The 24845-nt window shown below is 69.9% G+C and carries 21 protein-coding genes; 10 read left to right on the forward strand and 11 right to left on the reverse strand.

Features of this window, described 5'->3' with window-relative positions; translation table 11 throughout:
• Position 1: 1 nt before the first annotated feature.
• Positions 2-1441 carry an LCP family protein gene (locus Q9G87_RS32295; RefSeq protein ID WP_305920306.1) on the reverse strand — a complete coding sequence of 480 codons (1440 nt, stop codon included), beginning with the start codon at positions 1439-1441 and terminating at the stop codon, positions 2-4.
• Positions 1442-1521: 80 nt separating this feature from the next.
• On the opposite strand from Q9G87_RS32295, the gene Q9G87_RS32300 reads away from it, so the two are divergent.
• On the forward strand, positions 1522-2541 hold the full coding sequence (locus Q9G87_RS32300) for a glycosyltransferase family 2 protein (RefSeq protein WP_305920307.1): 1020 nt from the start codon (positions 1522-1524) through the stop codon (positions 2539-2541).
• On the opposite strand, the gene Q9G87_RS32305 is transcribed toward Q9G87_RS32300, so the two are convergent.
• Together Q9G87_RS32305 and Q9G87_RS32310 are read right to left on the reverse strand one after the other, a co-directional pair.
• Complete coding sequence (locus Q9G87_RS32305; RefSeq protein WP_305920308.1) at positions 2501-4261, reverse strand: CDP-glycerol glycerophosphotransferase family protein; 1761 nt, start codon at positions 4259-4261, stop codon at positions 2501-2503. The genes Q9G87_RS32300 and Q9G87_RS32305 overlap by 41 nt on opposite strands.
• An 81-nt stretch (positions 4262-4342) precedes the next feature.
• The gene (locus tag Q9G87_RS32310) at positions 4343-5077 is read right to left on the reverse strand and encodes an IspD/TarI family cytidylyltransferase (RefSeq protein WP_305920309.1); all 735 of its coding nucleotides are present in this window, start codon (positions 5075-5077) and stop codon (positions 4343-4345) included.
• A 110-nt stretch (positions 5078-5187) separates the two neighbouring features.
• On the opposite strand from Q9G87_RS32310, the gene Q9G87_RS32315 reads away from it, so the two are divergent.
• The 6 genes from Q9G87_RS32315 to Q9G87_RS32340 all read left to right on the forward strand — a co-directional run bounded on the left by Q9G87_RS32315 (position 5188) and on the right by Q9G87_RS32340 (position 10905).
• Positions 5188-6606 carry a CDP-alcohol phosphatidyltransferase family protein gene (locus tag Q9G87_RS32315; RefSeq protein WP_305920310.1) on the forward strand — a complete coding sequence of 473 codons (1419 nt, stop codon included), beginning with the start codon at positions 5188-5190 and terminating at the stop codon, positions 6604-6606.
• Entirely contained in the window at positions 6603-7226 is a 624-nt protein-coding gene (locus tag Q9G87_RS32320) for a DUF5941 domain-containing protein (protein WP_305920311.1), read from the forward strand. The genes Q9G87_RS32315 and Q9G87_RS32320 overlap by 4 nt, the downstream gene beginning before the upstream one ends.
• Positions 7227-7313: 87 nt before the next feature.
• Positions 7314-8048, forward strand: a complete 735-nt coding sequence (locus Q9G87_RS32325; RefSeq protein WP_305920312.1) for a phosphocholine cytidylyltransferase family protein — start codon at positions 7314-7316, stop codon at positions 8046-8048.
• A 28-nt stretch (positions 8049-8076) separates the two neighbouring features.
• On the forward strand, positions 8077-9117 hold the full coding sequence (locus Q9G87_RS32330) for an iron-containing alcohol dehydrogenase family protein (RefSeq protein ID WP_305920348.1): 1041 nt from the start codon (positions 8077-8079) through the stop codon (positions 9115-9117).
• Positions 9095-9862 (forward strand): CDP-alcohol phosphatidyltransferase family protein, encoded by a 768-nt coding sequence (locus Q9G87_RS32335; RefSeq protein WP_305920313.1) that lies wholly within the window; start codon positions 9095-9097, stop codon positions 9860-9862. The genes Q9G87_RS32330 and Q9G87_RS32335 overlap by 23 nt, the downstream gene beginning before the upstream one ends.
• Positions 9863-10020: 158 nt before the next feature.
• Positions 10021-10905, forward strand: a complete 885-nt coding sequence (locus Q9G87_RS32340; RefSeq protein ID WP_305920314.1) for a glycosyltransferase family 2 protein — start codon at positions 10021-10023, stop codon at positions 10903-10905.
• Between the two features lie 49 nt (positions 10906-10954).
• Here Q9G87_RS32340 and Q9G87_RS32345 read toward each other — a convergent pair whose 3' ends face one another.
• From Q9G87_RS32345 to Q9G87_RS32365, 5 genes are all read right to left on the reverse strand, one after another.
• Positions 10955-11668: an acetoacetate decarboxylase family protein gene (locus Q9G87_RS32345; RefSeq protein ID WP_305920315.1), complete on the reverse strand. Its 714-nt coding sequence runs from the start codon at positions 11666-11668 to the stop codon at positions 10955-10957.
• A 38-nt stretch (positions 11669-11706) separates the two neighbouring features.
• On the reverse strand, positions 11707-12621 hold the full coding sequence (locus tag Q9G87_RS32350) for a glycosyltransferase (protein WP_305920316.1): 915 nt from the start codon (positions 12619-12621) through the stop codon (positions 11707-11709).
• 107 nt (positions 12622-12728) lie between these two features.
• Positions 12729-14120 carry an acyltransferase family protein gene (locus Q9G87_RS32355; protein ID WP_305920317.1) on the reverse strand — a complete coding sequence of 464 codons (1392 nt, stop codon included), beginning with the start codon at positions 14118-14120 and terminating at the stop codon, positions 12729-12731.
• Positions 14121-14290: 170 nt separating this feature from the next.
• A complete protein-coding gene (locus tag Q9G87_RS32360; protein WP_305920318.1) occupies positions 14291-15931 on the reverse strand; it encodes an LCP family protein in 1641 nt (546 codons plus the stop codon).
• 168 nt (positions 15932-16099) lie between these two features.
• Complete coding sequence (locus Q9G87_RS32365; protein ID WP_305920319.1) at positions 16100-17599, reverse strand: hypothetical protein; 1500 nt, start codon at positions 17597-17599, stop codon at positions 16100-16102.
• A gap of 92 nt (positions 17600-17691) precedes the next feature.
• On the opposite strand from Q9G87_RS32365, the gene Q9G87_RS32370 reads away from it, so the two are divergent.
• From Q9G87_RS32370 to Q9G87_RS32380, 3 genes are read left to right on the forward strand one after another with little or no spacing between them, the layout of a single operon-like run.
• Entirely contained in the window at positions 17692-19686 is a 1995-nt protein-coding gene (locus Q9G87_RS32370; protein WP_305920320.1) for a glycosyltransferase family 39 protein, read from the forward strand.
• A 56-nt stretch (positions 19687-19742) separates the two neighbouring features.
• Positions 19743-20672 (forward strand): glycosyltransferase family 2 protein, encoded by a 930-nt coding sequence (locus Q9G87_RS32375; protein WP_305920321.1) that lies wholly within the window; start codon positions 19743-19745, stop codon positions 20670-20672.
• Positions 20673-20676: 4 nt separating this feature from the next.
• Positions 20677-21738, forward strand: coding sequence for a glycosyltransferase family 4 protein (locus Q9G87_RS32380; protein ID WP_305920322.1), 1062 nt, complete (start codon positions 20677-20679; stop codon positions 21736-21738).
• Here the strand turns inward: Q9G87_RS32380 and Q9G87_RS32385 are convergent.
• The 3 genes from Q9G87_RS32385 to Q9G87_RS32395 are packed head-to-tail and all read right to left on the reverse strand — an operon-like array spanning position 21639 to position 24826.
• Entirely contained in the window at positions 21639-22598 is a 960-nt protein-coding gene (locus Q9G87_RS32385) for a lysylphosphatidylglycerol synthase transmembrane domain-containing protein (protein WP_305920323.1), read from the reverse strand. The two genes, Q9G87_RS32380 and Q9G87_RS32385, sit on opposite strands and share 100 nt — an antisense overlap.
• 9 nt (positions 22599-22607) lie before the next feature.
• Positions 22608-23663 carry a hypothetical protein gene (locus Q9G87_RS32390; RefSeq protein ID WP_305920324.1) on the reverse strand — a complete coding sequence of 352 codons (1056 nt, stop codon included), beginning with the start codon at positions 23661-23663 and terminating at the stop codon, positions 22608-22610.
• A 20-nt stretch (positions 23664-23683) separates the two neighbouring features.
• Entirely contained in the window at positions 23684-24826 is a 1143-nt protein-coding gene (locus Q9G87_RS32395) for an SPFH domain-containing protein (RefSeq protein WP_371825858.1), read from the reverse strand.
• Positions 24827-24845 lie beyond the last annotated feature (19 nt).

Consider the following 24845-nt stretch of genomic DNA (forward strand, 5'->3'; position numbering starts at 1 on the left):
ATTACTTCTTACATATGTTCTGCATTGCCGTTTCCGTCGTAGTTGTAACGCGCGGCTGAGCAGTTGGGGCAGTAGTAGCCTTCTGTTTCCGAATGGTCGGCCGATCGCTCCCGACGACGACCTCGATGCCCTCGACATCGGCCTTCTTCAACTCCGCCCCCGGAATGGCGGCGGCCACCACGCGAGCGGCGGTCTCCTGATCGGCGGCGTACCGGATGACGGTCTTCTTGTAGTCCTTCTTCGGGGTGTTGCCCGGCTCGCCCGGGACCTTGAAGCCGTACGCGACCAGCCCCGCCTTCGTACGGGCCCCGAGGCCCGTGATGAGCGTGCCGTTCTTGACCTTGAGCGAGATGCTCCCCGGCGCGATGGGCGAGGGCTTGGCGGAGGCCGAGGGAGAGGCCGTAGGCGTGGGCTTGCTCGGGTCCTGGTCGGCGTTGATCTTGGCGAACATGTCGCGGGCCGCCTGCTTGTCCCACAACACCGCCGACTCGCCCGTGGGCGCCTTGAAGTCGACGTTCGTCAGCGGCACCTCGGCGAACTTCACATCCTGCAGCGACACGTCCCTGAGCTGCGTGGCCAGGCCCAGCAACCCGTCGTCCGGGTCCACCTTCACCGTGCTGAGCGTCGAGTTGACGAACGAGGCCAGCTTGCCCGGATTGGCCAGCGTGCCGGCGCTCAGCGCCCGGTTGAGCAGAGCCGAGATGACCTGCTGCTGCCGGTCGATGCGGTCGAGGTCGGAGCGGGCGGTGGCCCGCGTGCGGGCATAGCCGAGCGACTGCACGCCGTCGAGCTGGTGGGTGCCCGCGGCCAGGTTGAGCCCGGTCTTCGGGTCGTTGATCGCCACCGGCGTGCACACCGTGACGCCGCCGAGCGAGTCCACGACGTCGATGAAGCCGAGGATGTTGACCTCGATGTAGCGGTTGATCTGCAGCCCGGTGGCGGCCTCGACGGTCTGCTTGGTGAGCTTGGGCCCGCCGAACTGGTAGGCGGAGTTGATCTTGTGGTCGCCCTTGCCGGGGATCGTCGTCCAGGTGTCGCGGGGCAGGCTCACCACCGTGACCCGGCGGTGATCCTCGGACAGGTGGATCACCATCATGGTGTCGGTGCGCTGGCCGGCCTCGCGGCCCAGCTTGAGCCGGTTTTGCTGCTGACGGGTGAGGTCGTCGCGCTTGTCCACGCCGACCAGCAGGATGTTCTCGGCGCCGCGGGAGGGGGCGGTCACGCCCGCGTCAACGGTGCCGATCTGGCGCGGGGTCGCCCACACCACGCCCGTGGTGACGAGCACGCACGTGGACAGGAGCCCGGCCGCGATCACATTCCGGCGGCGCGCCTTGGCGCTCCTCTTGAACGGCCGGCGCGGACGACCGGGCGGGAGCCTGACGCCGCCGTAGGCGTCGCCGCCCACGAGAACTCCGGCGTCCTCCTCGCCCGAGCCGCGCATGCCGTCCCCCTCATGTCGCACGGAGGATCGAGCTTTCGATTGCCCTCCTCCCCTGCCGGTACAGTAGCGTGAGCCCCGCCATGAAGCAGTTCCCCGACTCGCCGCAGGCGCCCGCGGAAACGCGCGCCTGGCCCCCCATTTCCGTCGTCATGCCGGTCCTCAACGAGGAGCGGCACCTCCGCGAGGCCGTCGACCAGGTCCTCGCCCAGAGCTACCCCGGCGCCATCGAGGTCGTGCTCGCCGTGGGGCCGTCCCAAGACCGCACCCAGGAGGTCGCCGAGGCCATCGCCGCGGCCGACCCCCGGGTGACCGTGGTGCCCAACCCCACGGGCCGCACTCCCAACGCGCTCAACGCCGCGATCGCCGCCTCCCGCAACGGCATCATCGCCAGGGTCGACGGGCACGCCATGTTGCCCCGCGACTACCTGCGCGTCGCGGTCGAGACGCTGGCGGAGACCGGCGCCGACAACGTGGGCGGCATCATGGCGGCCGAGGGCGTCACACCCTTCGAGCAGGCCGTGGCCTGTGCGATGACGTCCAAGATCGGCGTGGGCGCGGCCGCGTTCCACGTGGGCGGCACGCCGGGCCCCGCCGACACCGTCTACCTCGGCGTCTTCCGCCGCTCGGCGCTCGACCGGGTGGGCGGCTACGACGAGCACTTCCAGCGGGCCCAGGACTGGGAGATGAACCACCGCATCCGCCAGACCGGCGGCCTGGTCTGGTTCCAGCCGCGCATGCGGGTCTCCTACCGGCCCCGGCCCAACGTCAAGGCGCTGGCCAAGCAATACTTCCACTACGGTCGCTGGCGGCGCGTGGTCGCGCGCACCCATGACGGCACGATCAACCTGCGCTATCTGGCGCCACCCGCCGCGGTGCTGGCCATGCTGCTGGGGCTGGTCGTCGCGCCGTTCTTCCCGCTCGCGCTCGTCATCCCCGGCGGCTACGCGCTCGCCATCGTGGCGGGCTCGGTGGTGACCGGCGGCGGGCTGTCGCCGGCGGCGCGGCTGCGGTTGCCGATCGTGTACGCCACCATGCACTGCTCCTGGGGATGGGGCTTCCTCACGAGCCCGAAGAAGCTGGCCCGCCCGCCGAAGTCATGACCCGCTCGACCGCCGCGTTGAAGCGGGCCAGCGCGTCGGGATACTCCGGCCCGAACAGATAACTCCTGAGCTTGATCCTGGCCCGGGCCAGCGTGTCCTCCCCGTCGAGGAACTCCGCGAGCCCGGCCAGGTCCTCACCCAGCAGCACGCCTGCCTCGGTGCTCGGATAACGCTCGTGGAAGGCGCGCTCGGGCAGGCCCGCGACGTTCGTCACGGCGTACGGCTTCTCGCTGGCCAGGAAGTCGGCCACAACGCTGGAGATGTCGCTGATCAGCAGGTCGCACTCGTTGAAGCAGTCGTACAGGTGCGGCTCGCGGCCCGTGACGACCATGTGCGCGATCCGCGGTGTCGACCCGGCCGCTCGTGACGGGTGCCTGGCCTTCGACTTGGCCAGCTCGACCGCCTCGATCATGGTGACGATCTTCCGGTGCGCGCGCAGGGCGCTCTTGTCGCGGTATCCGGTGAGCGGGTGCGGCTTGTAGATCACGCGGAGCGGCGGGTCATGCTCGAGCAGCGCCCGGACGATGCGCGGCCCCATGGTGATCAGCGACGTGTGGAACAGGTCGTCGTTCCAGCCTTCCCAGGTGGGGGCGTACAGGACGGTCCGGTACGGCAGCCCGGGCCCCTCCGTCGAGATGCCCTCCAGTTGCGGCCGGCCGACCTCGTGGATGGTCTCGTCCCTGACGCCCACCTTGGCCCGGCGGTAGCGGTCGCGCCCCGCCGGCCCGGCCACCCACACCTCGTCGTAGACCCGGGAGAACGGGTTGAACGACGCCTCCTTGTCGCTGTCCCCGTGGTTGAGGAACGCGCTGCGCAGGGTGGGGATGCGCAACATGTGGACGTTCCTGCCGACGTTGGAGACGTACAGGCACAGCTTGGCGCTGAAGAGCGCGTGGAAGCTCATCAGGTCGGCCGAGGACGGGATGCACACCATCGGCAGTGTCGTGGGCTCCAGATGGGCGGCCATGCCGCGCTCGCGCAGCACGACGATGGCCCGCCGGTCCATGCGCTCCAGTGTCGGCAGCCACATCCTGGCCTGGTAGGCGGCCGCGGTGGCGCCGGAGAAGTAGAGGATGACCTCCGGACGGTAGGCCCTGATCTGCTCGCTCACGACCTGGATGGCCCGGGCCTTGTCGGTGAGCGGCAGGGCCCGGCGCACGTACGGGAACAGCGTGAGCGCGCCGATTGCGCCGGCCAGGAGCGCCAGGGCCGCGCCGAAGGCCGCCGCGACCGCGCCGGCCGCGGCCCCGAGCACCGGCAGGACGTCCAGATAGAGGAAACGCACGCTGCGGGCGTCACCCAGCCAGCCCGGCGGCATCTTCGGGATACGCAGCGCCGACACGTCCAGGTTGCGGGTGGTGACCGGCATCCTGCTGAGGATCAGCCTGAGCCGCAGCGCCAGCCCGGTGTGCACGGCCCGCACCCCGTGAATCCCGAACATCCCCGCCGCCAGCGCCACGAACCACGGCGAATCCGGCCCGGCCGTCCGCGCCACCAGCAGCAGCGCCGCCGTCTGCCTGGCCACGAACCGCAGCGTCATCCCCAGGTGCACCTTGCCGAGCACGTCGGTCAGCCGCCTGGCGACGCGCGGCGCGGCGTACTCGGCGGCGTAGGAGAGCGCGGCCACCACGCCGAACAGCACCGGCGCCGGCCAGAGCGCCGACACCAGCAGCACGGGGTAGCAGACGAGCAGCGCCGCGATCACGATGAGTTTCCTCATGTGATCGCACGGTAACAAGGATCAGGTCAAGCGGCATCTCCCCACACGCCTACAACGCGGGGGTTTTCACGCACTTGACCCTTATGCCATTGGCCGCTCGGCGGCCAGCCGCAAGAGCAGTTCGGCGATCCGCAGATCGGCGGGATGGGTGATCTTGATGTTGTGCTCGCTGCCCGGCACCACGTGGATCGGCACCTCGGGCAGGTAACGCAGCACCACACCGCAGTCGTCGGTGGCCGGGCGGCTGCCGAAATCGGGGTCGGCGAGCGCCCGCTCGTACGCCTGCCTGATCACCGACAGCTTGAAGCACTGCGGCGTCTGGCTGCGCCGCAGCCGCGACCTGTCCAGCACCTCGCCGATGACCTCGCCGTCCGGCCCGGGCACGGCGACCAGGACCGTGTCGGAGCTCGGGATGGCCACGTCGACGGCCCGATGCGTGCGCAAGGCCTTGACGCATTCGGCGATGATCCGGGGCTCCACGAGCGGTCGCACGGCGTCGTGCAGCAGCACGTTGCATTCCTGCCTGCCCAGCGCCTGCAGGGCCCGCCACGTGCTCTCCGTACGGCTCGCGCCGCCCTCCACGATCTTCGTGACCTTGCGGTAGCCGCCCTTGTCCACGATCTCGCGGACCCGGTCGGTGTAGCCCGGCGTCATCAGCACCACGATCTCGTCGATCTCCGGCGCGTCCTCGAACACGGCGATCGAGTGCTCAATGATCGTCTTTCCGGCGATCTCGGCGAGTTGCTTGGGAGTGGCCAACCCCACCCTCTGCCCCACACCGCCCGCCAAAAGCACCCCAACCGACCTTGAATCCATACTGGCAGGGTAACGGTGCTGTTCCGTGATATTGGCCTGACCTGTCGCTACGCTGGCTACGCACCCCCCAAGTCCACGCGCTCCACCCCGGCCGGGAGGAGACCCGCGCTTTGCCCGACTCGTTCACGACCCGCGAGAGCACGACCACGTCGGTCGTGCTGCTCGCCACGACCCCGGCAGCCCGGCTCTCCTCCGAGGACGGCACGCTGCTCGACCGGATCGCCGGCCAGCTCGCCACGCTGCCCGTGAACGAGGTCCAAGTGGTCACCCCGGACGGCGGACTCGGAGCGGACCTCAGGGGCGTCGCCAAGATCGCCCGGATCTCGGCAGGCGCCGTCGCCGTGCTCCCCGCCGACCTCGTGGCCCACACCGAGGCGCTCGCGCTGCTGGTGGAGCACCCCGCGCACGCCACCGGGGCACTGATCTCCCACGACGCGACCGCGGGGCCCATGCGGCCGCCCGTACGCGTCGAGGGCGGCAAGGTCGTCGCCGCGGGCAGCTCGTTCCACATCGTCCCCGAGGCCAACGCCACGTTCCGCGGCGTGCTGCAGGCCGGCGAGTCCGACCTGGGCACGCTGGCGGACATCGCCGAGGAGCTGGCCGAGCTGGCCGACGCCGGCAAGCTCGGCCCCGTCACCCCGGTCGAGGCAGTGGACCTGCTGCTGGTCGGGCTGGTCAGGACGGGCGTGCCGGTGCGGGCCGCCGGGATCGGGCCGCTGCACGCCGACCGGGTGACCGGCCAGCACGCCGCCGACACCGCCGTCGCGGCGCTGTCCGAGGTGGACGAGGCCAAGGTCAGGCTGGACACCTCGGTGAAGCAGGACGACGGCTTCTTCGCCACCTACTTCGTCTCCACCTGGTCGCGCTATTTGATCAAGCCGGCCGTCAAGCTCAAGCTCACCCCCAACACCGTGACCGGCGTCTCGGTCGGCCTGGCCCTGCTGGCGGCCGTGTGGTTCTCCGCGGGCACCCAGGGCGGGCGGCTGCTCGGGGCGCTGCTGTTCTACCTGTCGTTCACGCTCGACTGCCTCGACGGTCAGCTGGCCCGCTACACCCGCACGTTCTCGCCGTTCGGCGCGTGGGCGGACGGCATGGCGGACCGCGTCAAGGAGTACATCGTCTACGTCGGCCTGGCCTTCGGCTCCACCGACCCAGGCATCTGGTATCTGGCTGCGGCCGCGATGATCCTGCAGGTCGTCCGGCACGCCATCGACTTCGCCTATGCCGGGGCGGTCGCCGACGCGGCCCGGGTCGGCGCGAGCTGGGGCAGGCCGGCCCGCTCGCTGCAGGAGTCGGCCGACGCCCGGCACGCGACCGGCGCGCTCAGGCTCGCCCAGCGTCTGGACCGCCGGAGAGCCACCCGCTGGATCAAGAAGATCATCGTGCTGCCCATCGGTGAGCGGACCGCGCTGATCGCCGTCACCGCCGCCGTCTGGAACCCCAGGGTGACATTCCTCTCCCTGCTCTGCTGGGGCGGCGTGGCGGCCCTCTACCAACTTGCCGGGCGGATGATGAGGTCGGCGCGATGAGTCCTGTGCACATGGCCCCCGTACCCAACAGCACGGTCGTGGCCTACCGCGACGACGGTCCGCTCTCCCGGGCCATGGGCCTGCTCGTGGCCGGGCAGTTGCCGCCGCTGCCGCCGGTGCTCGCCGGCACATTCGTCACCGGGGTGCTGCTGGTGCTCGGCGTCGCGGGCACCGACGGGCTCGCGGTGTTCGCGCCGGCCGTGACGCTGCTGCTGGCCGGGCCCGGCAGCACCCATCCGCACGACGGCAGGCTCGACTGGCTCGTGCCGCCGATCCTGCGGGTGATCGAGTATGCGTTCGTGGCCGCGTGCGGGTTCGCCCACCAGCTGAACCCGGCGCTGATCTTCCTGTTGCTCGGCGCGCTGGCGTTCCACCACTACGATCTGGTCTATCGGCTGCGGCAGCACATCTACGCGCCGTCGTGGCTGTCCACGCTGGGGCTCGGCTGGGACGGCCGGATGATGGCGGTCTCGCTGGTCGCTCTCCTGGGGTCGTTGACCTTCGGTTACCTTGTGCTCGCGCTCTACCTGTGGGCGTTGTTCGCCTGGGAGAGCTTGACCTGCTTGCTGGCCGCACCCCGATCTGGGGTGGAAGCGACCGATATGGGAACGCAAGACTAACGCCGGATTACCCGCGGAGGGCCCAAAGGGAACTAACCTTTGGGCCTACGTACGTCATGCTCGACATGCTCGACTGAGGAGTGCACGTTGCTGGGAATGGTGCTGGCCGCTGGGGCCGGACGACGCCTGCGGCCGTACACCGACACGCTGCCCAAGGCGCTCGTGCCGGTCGACGGTGAAACCACGATCATGGACATCTCGCTGCGCAACCTGGCCGAGGTGGACCTGCGCGAGATCGTGATCATCGTCGGGTACGCCGCTCAGGCCGTGCACGAGCGCAAGGACGCCTTCGAGAAGAAATACGGCGTCAAGCTCACCCTGGTGCACAACGACAAGGCCGAGGAGTGGAACAACGCCTACTCCCTGTGGTGCGCCCGCGACTACTTCTCCCAGGGCGCGCTGCTGGTCAACGGCGACACCGTGCACCCGGTCTCGGTCGAGAAGACGCTCCTGTCCGCCCCCGAGACCAGCGACATCCTGCTGGCCGTCGACGACGTCAAGAAGCTCGCCGACGAGGAGATGAAGGTCACGCTCTCGCCTGACGGCTCGCTGCGGCGCATCACCAAGCTGATGGACCCGGCCGAGGCCTACGGCGAATACATCGGCGCCACCCTGATCAGACCGGGTGCCGGAGAGCGGCTGGCCGACGCGCTGAAGGCCACGTTCGAGCGTGACCCGCAGCTCTACTACGAGGACGGTTACCAGGAGATGGTCGAGCGCGGTGAGACGATCCACGCCGCGCCCATCGGCGAGGTCGACTGGGTCGAGGTGGACAACCACGACGACCTGGCCAAGGCCCGCACCATAGCCGTTCGCTACTGAGGGGGCGGGCATGCCGCTTCTCGCGAGGATGTTGCCGGCGCCGCTGACCATGCAGGTCAGACGTGGCGCCGTGGCCGAGCTCGGCGCTCTGCTGGCCGACAGCCGGGTGGCGACCTCCGGCAGGGTCGCCGTGGCCGTCGGCCCCGGCCAGGGCGACCACATCGAGAGCCTGATCGCGCCTCAGCTCGATGAGGCCGAGGTGTTCAGGGTGGCGGACGGGTCGGTCGACGCGGCCGTCACGCTCGGCGCGGACCTGCGCAAGGGCGCCTACGAGGTGGTGGTCGGCGTCGGCGGCGGCAAGACCATCGACGCGACCAAATACGCCGCGTCGCTGGCCGGCATCCCGATGGTCGCGGTGGCCACCAACCTCTCCCACGACGGCATCTGCTCGCCCACCGCCTCCCTCGTGTACGAGGGCGGCAAGGGCACGTTCGGGGTGCCGATGCCGCTGGCGATCCTGGTGGACCTCGACTTCGTGCACAACGCGCCGAAGTCGCTGGTCAGGGCGGGCGTGGGCGACGTGGTGAGTAACCTGTCGGCGATTGAGGACTGGCAGCTCGGCAACATCGAGCGGGGCGAGCCCATCGACGGGCTGGCCTGCTCGATGGCCCGCACCGCCGCCGAGGCGCTGATCGGCCGAGACGACTCCATCGAATCCGACGCGTTCCTGACCGTGCTGGCCGAATCCCTGATCCTGTCCGGCATGTCCATGGTGATCGCGGGGTCCTCCCGGCCCGCGAGTGGCGGAGACCATGAGATCCTTCATGCCGTGGATCAGCTTTTCCCCGGCACCTCCAACCACGGCGAGCTCGCCGGCATCGGTGCCGCCTTCTGCTTCTTCCTGAGGGAGGACAAGGCCCGGGTCATGCAGGTGGTCGACTGCCTGCGGCGGCACGAGCTGCCGGTCGTCCCCGCCGACATCGGGCTGAGCGACGAGCAGTTCGCCGAGGCCGTCGCGCTGGCGCCGGCGACCCGCCCCGGCCGTTACACGATCCTGGAGCACCTGCGCATGCAGGACAACGAGATCCGCGATCGGGTGGGGGACTATGTCCACGCCTTCGGTCGCTGAGCTGCGGCGGGTCGCCCAGCCCGCCGGCCACCTCGATCGCAGGAACGGCGAGCACTGGGCAGGCGTGCTCTACATGCGCAGGTTGTCCATCTACGTCACCTGGCTGATGACCAAGACGCCGGTCACGCCCAACCAGCTCACGTGGCTGATGACGTTCGCCGGGATCGCGGCCGGTGTCGTGCTGGCCCTGCCGGGGCTGTGGGCCGTCGTGGCCGCCGCTCTGCTCGTGCAGGTCTACCTGCTGCTCGACTGCTCCGACGGTGAGCTGGCCCGCTGGACGGGGAAGACCTCGCTGGTCGGCGTCTACCTGGACCGCGTCGGCGCCTACTTCACCGAGGCCGCGTTGCTGGTCGGGCTGGGCTGGCGGGCGTCGGCCGTCATGCCCGATTGGTATACGGTTCTGGGCGTCGCCGCCGCGCTCGGCGCCATCCTCATCAAGGCCGAGACCGACCTCGTGGAGGTGGCCCGGGCCAAGGGGGGACTGCCGGCCGCCACCGAGGCGTCCGCGGTGCAGTTCCGCTCCGGGCTGCTGGCACTGGGCCGACGGGTGCTGTCGGCGACGAAATTCCACCGGATCATGCAGCCGATCGAGCTGTCACTGCTCGCGCTGGCGGCCGCGATCGTCGATCAGTTCGCCGGCGGCCTGACGGCCATCCGGGTTCTTCTCGTCGCGTGTTTCGTAGCGGCTTGCCTACAGGTTGTTCTGCATTTGGTAAGCATCGTCTCGTCGAGGCGCCTGGCGTGATGGCATATCGGAACCGAAGAGGGGCGATGTCCGTCGTATTGATCGGACGTCCGCCGTTCGGTGGGGGTTCATCCCCAGTTCCGATACGCTTAGCTTCACCCGTAACCAGAAACAGACTCGGTGATCATGAAAGCATGCCACGACCGCCTGGTGATCTCTTGAAGATCTCGTGTGTCATTCTCACCATGGGCAACCGGGTCGCGGAGCTGAACCGGGCGGTCGAGTCCGCGCTCAACCAGATCGACGGCGACGTCGAAGTGGTGATCGTGGGCAACGGCGCCGACGTGCCCGAGGTGTCGGCCACGCCACCCGAGGGGTCCGCCGCGGTCGTGAAGTCGATCCGGCTCGACCAGAACACGGGCATCCCCGCCGGCCGTAATCGCGGCGTGGAGGAGTGCTCGGGAGATGTCGTGTTGTTTCTCGACGACGACGGCTGGTATGCCAGCCAGAAGGTCGTCGCGCACGTGCGTGATCGCTTCGCCACCGAGCCGGACCTGGCGGTGATCTCCTTTCGGGTGATGGACCCCGACGGCGGCATCGGCCAGCGGCGGCACGTGCCCCGGCTGCGTGCGGGTGACCCGCAGCGCTCCTCGCCGGTCACGACCTTCCTCGGCGGCGCCTCGGCCGTCAGGCGCTCGGCGTTCCTGCAGGTGGGTGGCCTGCCCGAGCGCTTCTTCTACGCCCACGAGGAGACCGACCTGGCCTGGCGGCTGCTCGGCGAGGGTTACCGGATCGAATACGACGCCGAGACGGTGATGTACCACCCGCAGGTCCCGCCGACCCGGCACGCCAACTTCCACCGGCTCAACGCCCGTAACCGTGTCTGGCTGGCCCGCCGCAACCTGCCGTGGCCGCTGGCGGTGCTCTACCTGACCAACTGGGTGGCGCTCACCCTCGTCCGCGAACGCGGGTCGTCGACGGCGCTCAAGGCGTGGTTCGCCGGGTTCATGGAGGGTCTGCGCAGCCCGGCGGGCGAGCGGCGGCCGATGGCCTGGCGCACGGCCTGGCGCATGGTCAAGCTCGGTCGTCCCCCGATCGTCTAGCTCGGCCGCTCCCCGAACGTTTGGCTCGGCCGCTCCCCGATCGTCCGGCTCAGATCTCCACGGCTGCGCCGAACGTCATCGTCGCCCGCGAGACCGTCGTGGTGAACATGGCCCGCTTGGGCAGACCCAGCTCGCTCAACTCCTTGGCGATGGGGTGGTTGCCCAGGCGGATCAGCGCGCCGCTGGGCCGCATCTTGGCGCCGCGGGCGCGTACGGACCAGGGGACGCGCCGCGTGACCCCATCCCGGTGCGTGTAGGCGTCCATCGGCGCCATCGCCGCGGCGCCCGGCACCGGCACCCCCGGCTTGATCAGCATGTCCAGCACGAGCCTGTCGTCCTTGCGCAGGATGCATCGTTTGTACGGCGAGCCGAGCCGCAGCTCAATGTCCGCGAGCTCTTTCGGGAACCCCCAGATCGTGCGCCCCGCGTCCAGCGTGAACCGCTGGTCCACGGGCAACCAGTGCACGAAGATCCCCGCTTCCCGGAGATCGGCGAGTCCCTTGGCCGCCGAGCCGCCCGGAGGGCGGACCAGGAAGGCCATCCCGAACTCGTGGTAGGTGTCGAGGTCCCCGTCGCGGTAGTCGACGAAGAGCAGCATGCAGACGGCCTTGCCGGGCAGCGCCTCGGCCACGTCGAGCCCGGAGTACGCGATGACCGCCCGGGCGGCGTCGGCACGCACCGGGTAGAAGGCGCTGCAGATCTCCGCGTCCCTCACCCGGACAGGCATGTCCACCGTCCGGCCCTGGATCAGATGAGATGCCATGGTCCCAGTACATCAACCTCGGGCCCGGCTTACCATGACTACACCGCCAGAGCGTGCGTGGCGGGCTTGCCCGCCCACGACTCGGCCTGGCGCACAAAGGCTGCCGCGTGGTCCGGCCAGTGGTGGTGCAGACGCGCCTCGGCGTGGCCCTGGGCGCCCAGCCTGACCCGCCGCACCGCGTCCTCCTTCAGGTCCAGGACGGCGTTCAGCACGGCGTCCACGTCCAGCGGCACGACCAGTCCGCAGCCGGCGCCCTCCACCAGCGTGGCCCCCTGCGGCGTGGTGATCACCGGCAGCCCGCGGCCCATGTAGTCCATGATCTTCGTCGGCACCTCGCGTACCGTGCCGTCGGCCAGTGACAGGCCGGCCAGCGCGCCCTCGGCCATGCGCAGAGCGTGCCGGTTGGGCACGTACCCGAACCAGTCGAGCAGGCCGACCCGCTGCGCGTCCCGCAGCAGCGGGCGCACGTCGCGCTCGGCGGACCCCATGAGGTCCAGCCGGATGCCGTGCGGCACCAGGCGCTCGGCCAGCCCGATCAGCTCGTTGACGCCGCGCTCGACCGACAGACGGCCGATGTGCACGACCCTGGTGTCGCCAGGAGGGGGAGGACTGGGCGACACCAGGGTCGCTTCGGGCACCACCGCGGAGGTGATCACTCGGTGGCGCCGCTCGGCGCGGGCCAGTTGTCTGGGGGTGACGTCTTCGCGCATGTCCCACACGACCGGAGGACGCCGGTACGGCAGTGCGCTCAGCAGCCGGTGGTCATGGACGATCAGCAGGTCCGCGCCTCTGACGCCGCGTCTGAGCGCCGCGCGTGCCTTGCCGAACGAGGCCGAGCGGGCCACGTCCACCGCGGTGAGCCCCATGGCCGGGGTCACGTTGTAGTAGGTGAACGGCGCCACATAGGTCACCTCGTGGCCCGCGTCGAGCAAAGCCCTGATCTGCCTATGCATGATCCGGGCGTCCTCGGGGTGATGGACGGTTGTGGCGACACATGCGCGCATGTGTCGATGCTCCGCGCCTACCAGGTCAAAGGCGTTAATGCGGGTGGAACGGTCGCTTAACTTCCAGAGGGACGGCGATAGAGCCAGACGAGGCGGGGCTCGAGCACCCACTTGAAGACCGTCCTGGTCTCCGGCAGACACAACACGATCGCCAGGGCGAAGCAGCTGGAGCTGATCGCCAGCACGCCGAGCGGCCCGTGTAGCCACGGGAACTCCAGCCAGCCCATCTCCTTGGCGATCAGCACCGGGATGCCGTGCAGGAGGTAGCAGTAGAGCGTGCGGGTGCCGAGATCGGAGAACCACGTCTCACCCCTGGGCACCAGCGCCAGGACGGCGAAGCACATGGCCAGCGAGCACACCAGAAGCCCGGTGCGCAGGCCCAGTCCCATATACCAGGACAGGTCCATGTCCTGGAAGCTGTGCTTGAAGTAGAACGGGTCGAGCGGCGCCTGGGGCGCGATGTAGATCGCCACCGCGGCCGCGCCGATGACCGTGAACCCGGACACGATCTTGATCCACCGCCGGTTGAGCAGCTCGAAGTGCTCGGGCTGCAGCACCAGGCCGATCACGAAGAACGGCAGGAGACCGAAGAAGCGGTCCATGCTGAAATCGCCGGAGATCTGCGAGAACCCGGCGAACAGGTAGATCGCGATGGCCACCGGGATGGGGTATTTCATCCGCTTCCACACCGGTGTGGACAACCGCCAGAACAGCAGCGCCAGCAGATACCAGTTGAGCCACGCCGGGTCGATGATCGTCAGGCTCCACTTCTGGCCCAGGGAGAAGCGGAGCGCGGCGTAGCCGACCTCGACGACGACGTAGGGGACCAGGAACGTGTCGACCAGCTTGTTGGTCTTGGCGTTGGAGTTCCAGAAGTTTCTGGACAGGTAGCCGCTGATCAGCACGAACAACGGCATGTGGAAGGTGTAGATGAAGATGTAGAGGGCCCTGGAGGAGTCGGCCGACAGCGTCGGCACCAGCGAGTGGCCGACGACCACGAGCGCGATCAGGACGAACTTGACGTTGTCGAGGAACGGGTCGCGCTTGCGTTTGCCCGGCTCGGCCTCCGGTGTCGGCTCAGCCTGCGTCAGCGGCCGCTCGTCCGTCGCGACCCCATGCACTCGGGAGCGCTCGTCGGTCGTGGTCTCGCGCTCTTCACGCCCGACGCGCTCTCCATGCCCGATGCGCTCCCCATCCGCGCCTGGCGGCCCGGCGGGCATCCCGGGAGCCGTGGGGGGCGTGGGGGCCGTCCTGGAGGGCGCGGCGATGACGGCGCGAGGGCCCGGCTGGTCGTCCGGCAGGACGCCGTGCGGGTCGGTCTGCTCGCTCCAGAAGGCCTCCTCCGGCAGCGGCCACCGCGCGCCCGTATTGGCGGGCCCACCTCCCTCTTCCGGACCCGCCGGGCTCGGCGGGGATGTAGCCGGTCGAGAGAATCTGGTGTCAGACACGAGCGTCGCTCTTCGCTAGGGGCCGGGGAACACGACGACAACACGACGTGAATGCCACCTTACGATGCGGTGTCGCGCTGCGTCGCCGACCCGCAACAGACTATCCCGCTCCACGGGTCCTGTCTCTCAAGGACGCCCAGAACGGCCGCTTACACAGGGAACTTGGAGTCTTAGGTGCAAACGTTCGTCTGCTGCGAGGCCGTGATGGTGCTCTGCTTCACGCTGTCGGGCAGCTCGGTCACCTTGACGGACTCGAAGTCCTCGCCGACGACGAGCTGGATCACCGGGCCGCTCTTGGGCGCGGTCCCCGCGGCCGCGGTCGCCGGGACGTACGCCTGTGCGTTGGTCGCCGGCACCTTGCCCGCCGCCGGAGCCGGCTTGGGCAGGACCGCGCCGGCGAGCGTGTCGGCGTAGTCGGGCGCCGTGTCGATCGTCTTGGCGTAGTGGATCTCGCTCTTGGCCACGCTCTGGCCGTCCGCGGCCTCGTAGTTGCCCACGCCCACGACGTTGAAGCCCTGCTCGGCGAGCTGGTCGGCGACTTCCTTGGCCTTGCCGACGGTCTTGGTGCCGTTGAGCACCTGGACCTTCACCTGCTGCGGCTTGACGGTTTCCTTGGGCTTGGCGCTGGCGCTGGCGGACGGCGCCGGGACGGCGACCTCGGTGTCGGTCTTGACCGAGGTGAACAGCTTGGTGGCGTCGGGCTCCTTCCACACCACGCGGGCCTCCGGGTTCTCAGGGTCGGGGACCCACGGGACCGTCGTGAACTGCACGCCCTTGGCCGTCAGCTGCTTGGCGCTCATCGCGATCTCGATGAGCCTCTCGGTGTCGTTGGCCAGGTCGGGGTCCATGGTGACGGACCCGGCCGCGGCGGCGATGAAGTCCCGCAGCTTGCCCACGTCGGTCATCAGATCGCTGCTGGTGGCCTTGGCGACGACCTTGCTCAGGAAGATCTGCTGGCGCTTGATGCGCTGGATGTCGCTGCCGTCTCCGTATTTGCGCAGGCGCACGTAACCGAGCGCCTTCTCGCCGTTGAGCAGGCTCTTGCCCGGCGGCAGGACCAGCTTGGACGCCTTGTCGTTGACGCCGGACTTGAGGCAGATCTCGATGCCACCGAGCGCGTCGACGATGTTCTTGAAGCCGCTGAAGTCCACCTCGACGAAGTGGTTGATGCGGATGCCGGTGAGGGTCTCGATGGTGGACATCGTGCAGGCGATGCCGCCGGTGTTGTACGCCGCGTTGATCATGTCGCGGTGCGGCGCCATCTCCTGCTTGGTGGTCTCGTTCTTGCACCGGGGGATCTGCACCATCGAGTCGCGCGGGAAGCTGATCAGCCGTGCCTTGTCGCGGTTGGGCGAGATGTGCATCAGGATGATCGTGTCGGTGCGCTTGCCGCCCGCGTCAGCGGTCCTGGCCAGCTGCTGGCCGTATTTCGCGTTGCCCTCGCCCGCCCGGGTGTCGGAGCCGACGAGCAGCACGTTGAGCGCGCCCGTGTCCGGGGGACGCGGGTTGATGATGTCTTCCTTGACGCTCTTCTGGGTGATGTTGCCGAAGGCGTCCCGGTAAACGGTGTAGGCGGTCAGCGAGCCCGCGACCATGACCGACGTGACGCCGATGCTGATCCAGGCCAGCACCCGCATCTTGCCCTGGCCGCCCCCGCCACCGCGGTGGCTGCGCGACGGCCGGTCGTCGGGTGGCGGCGGTGGCGTGGCGGCCGCCGCGGCCCTGCGCGCCATCCTGCTGCCGGGCTGGGTGGGGGCGCCCCTGCGGTCCTGTGCCGGGTCGGCTACCGGCACGCTTCTGTACTCACTCATACGCCCCCTAGCCTCGTTCCTCGCGCTCGCGCGCCGGCTTGGTCGTTCCGCGCCACGAGACTAGGTCAGGTTCGGCGTGTCCGGTGTGACGACCGCCGGAAACGGCCGTGACCCGGGCGTGATGTTTCCGCGGGCAAGCATACTCAGAGCCGGACATGAGGTGGAATATCATTCGCTGAACTCTTTCTGGCTTCCTGACTGATTTCGCAGGTCAGGCCTGATGCACAGGGCCGCGGCAAGACAGGCCAGAGGTACGGCCGGCAACACGTAGCGATAGTCGAACTCCGCCGCGGCGGCCGGTGTGATCAGCAACACAATGGCCACCGACCACGGCACCGGCCAGGACGGAGCTCCCGCGAGGCGCCCTGCCTTTCGCCTGCGCCGGAGCTCGGCGATGGCCGCTATGGGAGGCACCAGGAGGACCCCCAGGAGCAGCGGGCCGGGCAGCCGCACCATGCTCTGGTAGGCCCTCAGCCATCCGGCATAGGGCTCGACGATCTCCGTGCCGATCGCACCTTGCTCATAGAGCTTGGCATACTCGGCGCCGACCTGCGCGGGATAGCGCCCAGGTGGTCCCGGTGGCGTCACGGGAAACTGGTAATAAGCGTAGATCTCCTGGTCCGGATAGACCGGGCGGTCCCACCGGAACGTGCGGCCGAGCTCGGTCAGCACGGAGGCGGCGTAGTCGAGCGGCTGCTTGACGATCGCCAGGGTCGCGAACCTGGCCGCCAGGTCGTCGGTCTCCTTCGTGAACGTGATGCCCGGCAGCCGCACCAGAGGCGCGTCCTTGGCCCAGATGTACTCCTGGGACGGTGGACGCTGCTCGGGCGGGCGCGGGTCGCACAGGACCTTCAGGTCCGGCGGTGGGTCCATCTTGGCGCAGTCGGCGAACGACATCGTCCTGGCGTACAGGAAGGCTCCGTTCGCGCCGATGAGGCCGACCCGCTGGTAGGTGGCGTAGAACCAGGCGCCGTAGGCGACGAGCGGCACCAGGGCGGCCGCCAGCAGCACCCCGGCCTGCCCCACCCGCCTGCGCGGCAGCACCCCGGTGTGCCCCACCCGCCTGCGCAGCAGGAACCAGGCGGCGAACACCGCGATGAGCGGCTGGCCGACGGTCCTGGTCAGCGTGGCGGCGGCGAGCAGCAGCCCGATGGCGGCGACCGTGCTCGTCCGGCGCGTCGTGCACAGCGCCACGGCGGAGACCACCAGGAACATGAACAAGGTGTCGGACACCAGCAGGTGTTCCAGCTCGACCTGGTAGGCGTCGAGCAGCACGGGCACCGTGGCCAGCGTCGCCGCCCACCGGGGAGCCTTTCTGGCAACCCGGTAGATGAGCACGCCGGTGGCCAGACCGAGCAGATGCTGGACCGCTGCCACCGCGGCGAAGGAATGGAACGGCTCCAGCAGCTTGATGAACATCGAGTAGCCGGCCGGGCGCACCAGGTCGGGGCGCGGCTTGAAGACGGTGACGATGTAGGTGTAGGTGTCGGGAAACCACAGGGCCGGGCGGTAGCCCAGCATGGCCAGGGCGCGCAGCAGCGTGCCGAGGGCGAGCACCACGAGGAACCACCGGTGCCGCCGGGCCACACCGGCCCACCGGCCGCTCAGCGCGGGCTCGGCCGCGCGAACCACCGACGTCACCCGCCCATCCTCCTGCTTGTCCGGCACGTCGCGTACGCTACCGGCCGTCACACGACACCCGCGCCACGAGCGGCCGCCGTGTGATGGCGCACACGTGCACTGGGTACGCTCGCTCTCCGATGGAACTCGATCGATCCGGCCGGGTGCTTGCCGCGCTCTCGGTGGCGCCCGCGCTCGCCATGGCGGGCTGGCTGATGGCCGGGCTGCCGCTGCTGCTGCTCGGCCGGTTCGCGCCGCTGCCCATGCTGCTGCTCGGCGTGCCCGCCGCCGCCCTGCTGTGCTGGGCGGGGACGCGGCAGGCCGGCAAGGTGGTCGAGGCCACGGTCTGGCAGGTCGCCGGGGTGGTGGCGGTCGCGGCGGCGTCGGCCGTCTTCAACGGGGTCATGCACAGCGAGCAGTTGATCGTCAGGCGCGACCCGGCCACCTACGCGCAGTACGCCGCCTGGATCGCCGGCCACGGCGGGCTGCCCATATCCGTCCAGCCGGAGGCGTTCGGCGGGGCCGATCCTTGGCTGCTCTTCGAGGGCGTCGGGTTCTACGGCGTGGACGGAGGGGTGGCGCCGCAGTTCATGCCGGGAGCGCCGATGATGTTCGCGCTCGGCCACTGGCTCGGCGTGCCGTTCGCGGTGCCGGCCGTGCTGGGCGGGCTGGCCGTGCTCACGGTGGCCGGAGTGGTGGCGCGGCTGGCCGGGGCCCGATGGGCGGTGCTCGCGGCACTGACCTTCGCGGTGAGCATGCCGATCCTCTACACCTCGCGGACGACGTTCAGCGAGATCCCGTCGCTGATCCTGCTGTTCGGCGGGCTGGCACTGGCGCACGACGCGCTCGGGCGGCCCGGCTGGGGCCGGGGGCTGCTGGCGGGGCTGGTGTTCGGGCTGGCCGTGCTGGTCAGGGTCGACGGGCTGCGGGACGTGCTGCCGGTACTCGCGTTCGCGGGGTTGCTGATCGCGATGCGGCGGAGCTCGCGCAGCACGGGCTCCGCCAGGCCGTATGGGGCGCTGGGGCTGCCGCTGGCGGCCGGATTGGTGGCCGGGGCCGGGCTCGGGATGCTGGCGGCGTACCTGCTGGCCCGGCCTTACTTGTCGTACCTGTCCAGCTCGGTCAGGCCGCTGCTGTTCATCTGCGGCGGGGTCCTCCTGCTCACCCTGGCCGGCACCGCCGCCGCGCCGATGCTGTCCAGGATCCGGCTGCCCAGGTGGGCGCCCGCGGTGGGGGCCGGGCTGGTGGTGCTGCTCATGGCCGCCCTGTACGTGCGCCCGTGGCTGCAGACTGTCACCCGCGACCCGGTCACGCCGGAAGACCGGCGCACGTTCGCGATGATCGAGTCGATCCAGCGGGCCAATGGCATGCCCGCGGACGGCCGGCTGCTCTACTTCGAGAACTCCCTGCACTGGGTGATCTGGTACGTCGGCCTCCCCGTGGTAGTGCTGGCCACAATCGCGGCGGCCGTGCTCGTCCGCAGGCTGCTGCGTGACGGCACGCCCTTCGACTGGCTGCTGCCGCTCGCGGTCATCGGCTGGACCACCGTGACCACGCTGCTCCGCCCCGAGATCACCCCCGACCACCCGTGGGCGGCCCGCCGCCTGGTCCCCATCGTGATCCCGGGGTTGATCCTGCTTGCCGCGTACGCGCTGAGCCGCCTGCGCACCAGGCGCTGGTGGGTGACGGCGGCGGCCGTCCTGGTCGTGCTCGTGCCGCCCGCCGTGACCTCGATCGGTACCGCGTTCACTCCGGTCGAGCGGGGGGAGGCGGCGGCGGTCGAGGCGATGTGCGCCGAGCTCCCGCCCGACGCGTCCGTGCTGGTCGTGGAGAGGGTCACCGGCGACCGGTTCACCCAGCTCGTCCGCGGGATGTGCGACCGCCCGGCGGCGGAGGTGAAGCGGGCCGGGGCGGAGACGGCGCCCGAGGCCGAGGTGCGCCGCCTGATCGAGCGGGTTCGCGCGGCCGGCCGCGTCCCGGTCGTGCTGGCCGCCGCGCCCGGGCAGGTCGCGCCGTACGGCCCCGCAACGCACGTCATAGCCCTGGTCACCCGCCAGGACGAGCGCTCGCTCGTCGACGCGCCGAACGGCACATGGGGGCTGGGGATAGACGTGTGGATGGCCGTGGCCCGGTGAAGAGATCGGCCTGATGTGGACCTGGCCTTAAGGTGGGCAGAGTAACCTCGAGCCCCGTGAGCACGCCTGAGACCCCCAAGAGTGGACCCGCCGTGGAAGAAGCGCCCTACGTCACCATCGTCCTGCCCTGCTACAACGAGCAGGATCACGTCATCGACGAAGTCGAGCGCATCACGAGGGCCATGGACTCGAGCGGCTACACCTATGAGCTCCTGGCCATCGACGACTGTTCCACCGACCTGACGCTGGCCAGATTGCAGGAGGCCGCGCCCAGCTACCCGCATCTGCGCGTGCGCGCCTTCCATCGCAACGGCGGCTCCGGCACCGTGCGGCGCATCGGGTCGCAGGACGCCAAGGGCCAGATCGTGGTCTGGACCGACGCCGACATGACCTACCCCAACGAGCGCATCCCCGAGCTGGTGCAGATCCTGGAGAAGGATCCGACGATCGACCAGGTGGTCGGCGCGCGCACCACCGAGGAGGGCTCGCACAAACTGCTGCGGGTGCCCGCCAAGTTCGTGATCCGCAAGGTCGCGGAGATGCTGGCCGGTCAGAAGATCCCCGACCTCAATTCGGGGCTGCGGGCCTTCCGCAAGTCGGTGGCCAAGCCCTATCTGCGGCTGCTGCCTCCCGGGTTCTCGTGCGTGACGACGATCACACTGTCGTTCCTGTCCAACCAGCACGACATCTACTACCTGCCGATCGACTACGCCAAGCGGGCCGGCACGTCGAAGTTCAGCTTCGTGTCCGACGCCTACCGCTACATCCTGCAAGTGCTGCGGATGATCATGTACTTCAATCCGCTCAAGGTGCTGATGCCGCCCGCTTTGTGGCTGGTCGGCATCGGGTTCGTGAAGGGTGTCTGGGACATGGTCCAGCACCCGTTCTATTTCCCGGCCAACACCGTCATGATCTTCCTGTCCGGGATGCTGATCGGGTCCGTGGCGTTGCTGGCCGACCTGATCGTGCGCTCGCGGGGAGAGTAGGCTCGTGCGGATCGCGATCGTCGGGCCGACCTATCCGTACAAGGGCGGCGGGGCGCAGCACACCACGGAGCTGGCGCACCGGCTGTCGGCGCTCGGGCACGACGTGGTGATCGAGTCGTGGCGGGCGCAATATCCGTCGTTCCTCTACCCGGGACAGCAGACGATCTCCACCCCCGAGGGCACGCCCTATCCGAAGACCGTGCGCAGGCTCGACTGGCGGCGGCCGGACGGGTGGGTGGCGGCCGGGCGGCGGCTGCGGTCGGCCGACCTGGTGGTGCTGGCCGTGCTGAGCCCGGTGCAGGTCCCCGCGTACTTGGGGATCTTGTACGGGATTTCGCGAAAAGTCAGGACGATTGCCCTCTGCCATAACGTCCTGCCGCATGAGCCGAAGCCCTACGACGAGCCGCTGATGAAGGCCCTGCTCAAGCGGGTCGACGGCGTGCTCGCCCACTCCGAGCAGCAGGCCGGGCTGGCCCGAGGGCTGACGGGCAAGCCGGTCAGCGTGGCGGCGCTGCCCCCGCACCTGCCGTCCACCACCGCCGAACGGTCCTCGCAGGTGCACCGCCGGTTGTTGTTCTTCGGCATGGTCCGCCCGTACAAGGGGCTGGACCTGCTGCTCAGGGCGTTGCCCGAGGGCGTCTCGCTGACTGTGGCAGGTGAGTTCTGGGGCGGCCTCGACGAGACGAAGGCGCTGATCGACGAGCTGGGCCTCGGGGAGCGGGTGGAGCTCCGGCCCGGCTACGTGGCCGCCGAGGACGTGCCCAAGTTGTTCGCCGCGGCAGACGCGCTCGTGCTGCCCTACCGGAGCGCGACCGCGAGCCAGAACGTCTGGCTCGCCCACGAGCACGGCGTCCCCGTGATCGCCACCCGGGTGGGGGCGCTGGCCGACCACGTCACCGACGGCGTGGACGGGCTGCTCGTCGAGCCCGGCGACGCCGGCGCGCTGCGGGAGACTCTTGAGCGGTTCTACGCCTCAGGGGAGCCCGAGAGGTTGCGGTCGGGGGTCAAGGCCGTCGATCCCGAGCCGTTCTGGGCCGCGTACGCGGGGACGCTCCTGGGCGCCTGACGGCCGAGCAGGAAGGAAACGCCCGCGGCTGTCGCGTCCGCCAGCGTGAACGCCAGCCGCGACACGATCGCCACGGCCAGCGCGGGCGCGGTGCCGATGACCGGCCCGAGCACGAGCACCAGCGCGCCCTCCCTGATCCCGACGCCCGCCGGCACCACGACGGTGAGGATGCCGGTCGCCCAGGCGAACGCGTAGGCGCCGGTCGCGATGATGTAGAGGTCCGGCCGGCCGCCGAGCAGCCAGATGTGCACGCCGTAGACGAACCAGCCGAGCGCGGTCCACGCCACCGCGACGACCACGGTCCGGCCGGGCAGGACGCTCTCCAGCGGCTCCTTGCGGGCGATGCGCAGCGCCAGGTTGAGGCCCCAGGTGAGCACCTTGGGGTGCAGGCACACGGCGATCATCGGCACGAGCAGCGCCAGGTACCAGGCCTGCCGCACCGCGTCCAGCGTCCACAGGGTGGCCGCCGCGATCGAGATCGCCACCCCGATGTTGATCACCAGGCCGAGCGAGATCGTCGCGAACGTGCGCCGCGGCGGGCTGCCATGGTCCCGGCCCAGGTCCATCATCGCCGCGTACGCCCACACCGCGCCCGGGATGTATTTGCCCAGCTGGCCCACGAACATGATCCGCCCGGCGATCCGCAGCGGCACCCGCGTGCCCAGCCCCGCCAGGATCTCCCGCCAGGCCACCAGCATGCAGAACTGGCCGACCAGCACCGCGAGGAAGGCCCCGAGCACCGCCCACGGAGACATCGCCGCCACGGCGGCGGTGGTCTCCTCCCAGTTGCGCGCCAGGCCGTACCCGAGGAATCCGACCGCGATCAGGGCGAGGACGATGCGCAGCAGCCGACGGAGCATTGGCTCAGGCTACGCGCGGTTCGCCAGGTAAAGCCAGACGACAAGCCCGACGAGCGCCACTGCGGCGAGCACCGCCAGGGCGATCTTGAGCGCGCTATACGGCCGGTCGCCCTGGACCTCGCCGTTCACGCCGTTGATCAGCACTTGATAGGTCTTGCCGCCGTACACGTAATTCCCGATCCACACCGGCAGAAGCACCAGCTTGAACGCGACGTGCGAGTAACTCGTGTCGACCGAGGTGACACGCTGCACGTCGCCGCCGATGTCGCGGCGGCAGTCGTCGTGGATGACCCCGGCCATGACGGTCTTGGCCTGCTCCAGGCCGGTCTGCGGCTCGGTGTCGTAGCGCAGGGTGTGGTGCCCGGCCACGTAGCCCGGGTCGAACGGGACCGCCTGCTGCAGCGGCCAGGGCTGGAGCTGGTCCAGCCGCTCCCCGGGCGCCTGCGTCGTGGCGGCGACCACGACGTCGTCGAAGGCACGCGCCACCCTGCCGCCGGCCGGGTACCAGCGGGTGCGCCTCTCGCGGCGGGTCGTGCCGTTGTGGCGCTTGGTGACCCAATAGTGCTCGCCGCGCTGGCCGACGTAGTCCGAGACCGTGTGCGCGTCGAACGTCCAGTGCGGCAGGTACGTGCTTTTCATGGTCTCCGCCTCGCTGACCTTCTTGAGGCGGTTCGGGGCGAACCAGCGGGTCTTTACCCAGCCGCGCAGGGCGTTCCTGGCGCCTCCCCGGTCCAGCCCGAACGGGAGCACGGCCTCGGGAGCGATCTGGGTGTCGTTCGCCATGTCCGCGACCAGGGCGGTGCCGCAGAACTGGCACGCCTTGGAGATCGCGTCGCTCTCCGTGCGGGCGGCGCAGCCCGGGCAGGTGAACTGGCGGGATGAGAGGGTGTGGACGCGGGGCTTGGCCAGGAAGGCGTCGTAGGAGTGCTCGCGTACGTCGCGGGTGGGTGGGGCGATGCCCTGCCGCAGGCCGCAGTACGGGCACTGGAGGGTCGTCGTGCCGGGGGCGAAGGCCACGCTCGCGCCGCAGCCCGCGCACGGGTGCGCCGGAGTGGTGGTGGTCACGGGGGTCCTCTCGGGCGTGTTCAGGCAGGCGGCAACGGTGGCGGCGTGTCACGCAGCAGGGCGGCCAGCTCGGGAACGTCACGGGCGGGCGCCCATTGCGGCATCCCGGCCTTCCAGACCAGCACGTCCGGGGTCAGCCCGGCGGCGGGCAGTGCGGCCTCGTCGAACGGCCCGCGCCGCTCCCCGCCGATGCCGAGGTACCACTGGGGGAGTGGCGGGGGTCCCTGGGGATGCTGGCCGCTGGGTGGCTGGCCGGGCTGGGAGTACTGGGCGGTGGGTGGCTGGCCCGGCTGGGGTTGCGGGGTGAGGGAGGCGGCCATGTGCTGGCCGGCGGCAATGCCCATGCCCAGGCCCATGCCCTCGGCGGCGCCGCCGGCGTTCTCCAGCGCGTTCGCGGCCTGGAAGCGCGCGTAGTCACCGAGGTCACCGACGATGCCCATCTGCGAGCGCTTGTCGAGCGCCCGCTCCACCTCTTCCGGCAGCGAGATGTTCTCGATCGTGAAGGTCGGGATCGCGATCCCCACCCCGGCCAGGTCGGCCGTCAGGACCTCCGCCAGCCGCCGCCCCATCTCGTGCTGATTGGCGGCGAGGTCGAGCACCGGCACGCCGGCCGTGCCGAGCGCGTGGGCGAGCCGGCCCACGACCATCTGGCGCAGGTAGCCCTCCACCTCTTCGGTGCGGAACTGCTGATCGGTTCCCGCCAGCTCCCGCAGGAGCGCACGCGCGTCCGTGACCCGGGCCGAGTACGCGCCGAACGCCCGCAGCCGCACCGGCCCGAACTCGGCGTCCCGCACCATGACCGGGTTCTGCGTGCCCCACTTGAAGTCGGCGAACTGGCGGGTGCTGACGAAGTACACCTCGGCCTTGAACGGCGACTGGAAGCCGTACTTCCAGCCCTTCAACGTGGACAGGATCGGCAGGTTCCGGGTCTCCAGCGTGTACGTGCCCGGCGCGAACGCGTCGGCGATCTCGCCCTCGTTGACGAAGACCGCGACCTGCGACTCGCGGACCACGAGCCGGGCGCCCATCTTGATCTCGTTCTCGTAGCGGGGGAAACGCCAGACCAGGGTGTCCCTGCTGTCGTCCAGCCATTCGACGATGTCGATGAATTCGCCGCGGATCTTGTCGAACAGCGCCACTTCGCCCCCGTACGTCCTTCTCATGCCAGGTCGGCCACCGTAC

Origin of the sequence: Nonomuraea turcica, from assembly GCF_030718205.1 — a bacterium.
GTDB lineage: Bacteria > Actinomycetota > Actinomycetes > Streptosporangiales > Streptosporangiaceae > Nonomuraea.

Coding starts and splice junctions, on each gene's coding strand:
- Q9G87_RS32330 (WP_305920348.1), top strand. CDS start 8,077: ATGTTGCCGGCGCCGCTGACCATGCAGGTCAGACGTGGCGCCGTGGCC.
- Q9G87_RS32310 (WP_305920309.1), bottom strand. CDS start 5,077: ATGGATTCAAGGTCGGTTGGGGTGCTTTTGGCGGGCGGTGTGGGGCAG.
- Q9G87_RS32305 (WP_305920308.1), bottom strand. CDS start 4,261: ATGAGGAAACTCATCGTGATCGCGGCGCTGCTCGTCTGCTACCCCGTG.
- Q9G87_RS32320 (WP_305920311.1), top strand. CDS start 6,603: ATGAGTCCTGTGCACATGGCCCCCGTACCCAACAGCACGGTCGTGGCC.
- Q9G87_RS32370 (WP_305920320.1), top strand. CDS start 17,692: ATGGAACTCGATCGATCCGGCCGGGTGCTTGCCGCGCTCTCGGTGGCG.
- Q9G87_RS32335 (WP_305920313.1), top strand. CDS start 9,095: ATGTCCACGCCTTCGGTCGCTGAGCTGCGGCGGGTCGCCCAGCCCGCC.
- Q9G87_RS32350 (WP_305920316.1), bottom strand. CDS start 12,621: ATGCATAGGCAGATCAGGGCTTTGCTCGACGCGGGCCACGAGGTGACC.
- Q9G87_RS32395 (WP_371825858.1), bottom strand. CDS start 24,826: ATGAGAAGGACGTACGGGGGCGAAGTGGCGCTGTTCGACAAGATCCGC.
- Q9G87_RS32300 (WP_305920307.1), top strand. CDS start 1,522: ATGAAGCAGTTCCCCGACTCGCCGCAGGCGCCCGCGGAAACGCGCGCC.
- Q9G87_RS32295 (WP_305920306.1), bottom strand. CDS start 1,441: ATGCGCGGCTCGGGCGAGGAGGACGCCGGAGTTCTCGTGGGCGGCGAC.
- Q9G87_RS32385 (WP_305920323.1), bottom strand. CDS start 22,598: ATGCTCCGTCGGCTGCTGCGCATCGTCCTCGCCCTGATCGCGGTCGGA.
- Q9G87_RS32345 (WP_305920315.1), bottom strand. CDS start 11,668: ATGGCATCTCATCTGATCCAGGGCCGGACGGTGGACATGCCTGTCCGG.
- Q9G87_RS32360 (WP_305920318.1), bottom strand. CDS start 15,931: ATGAGTGAGTACAGAAGCGTGCCGGTAGCCGACCCGGCACAGGACCGC.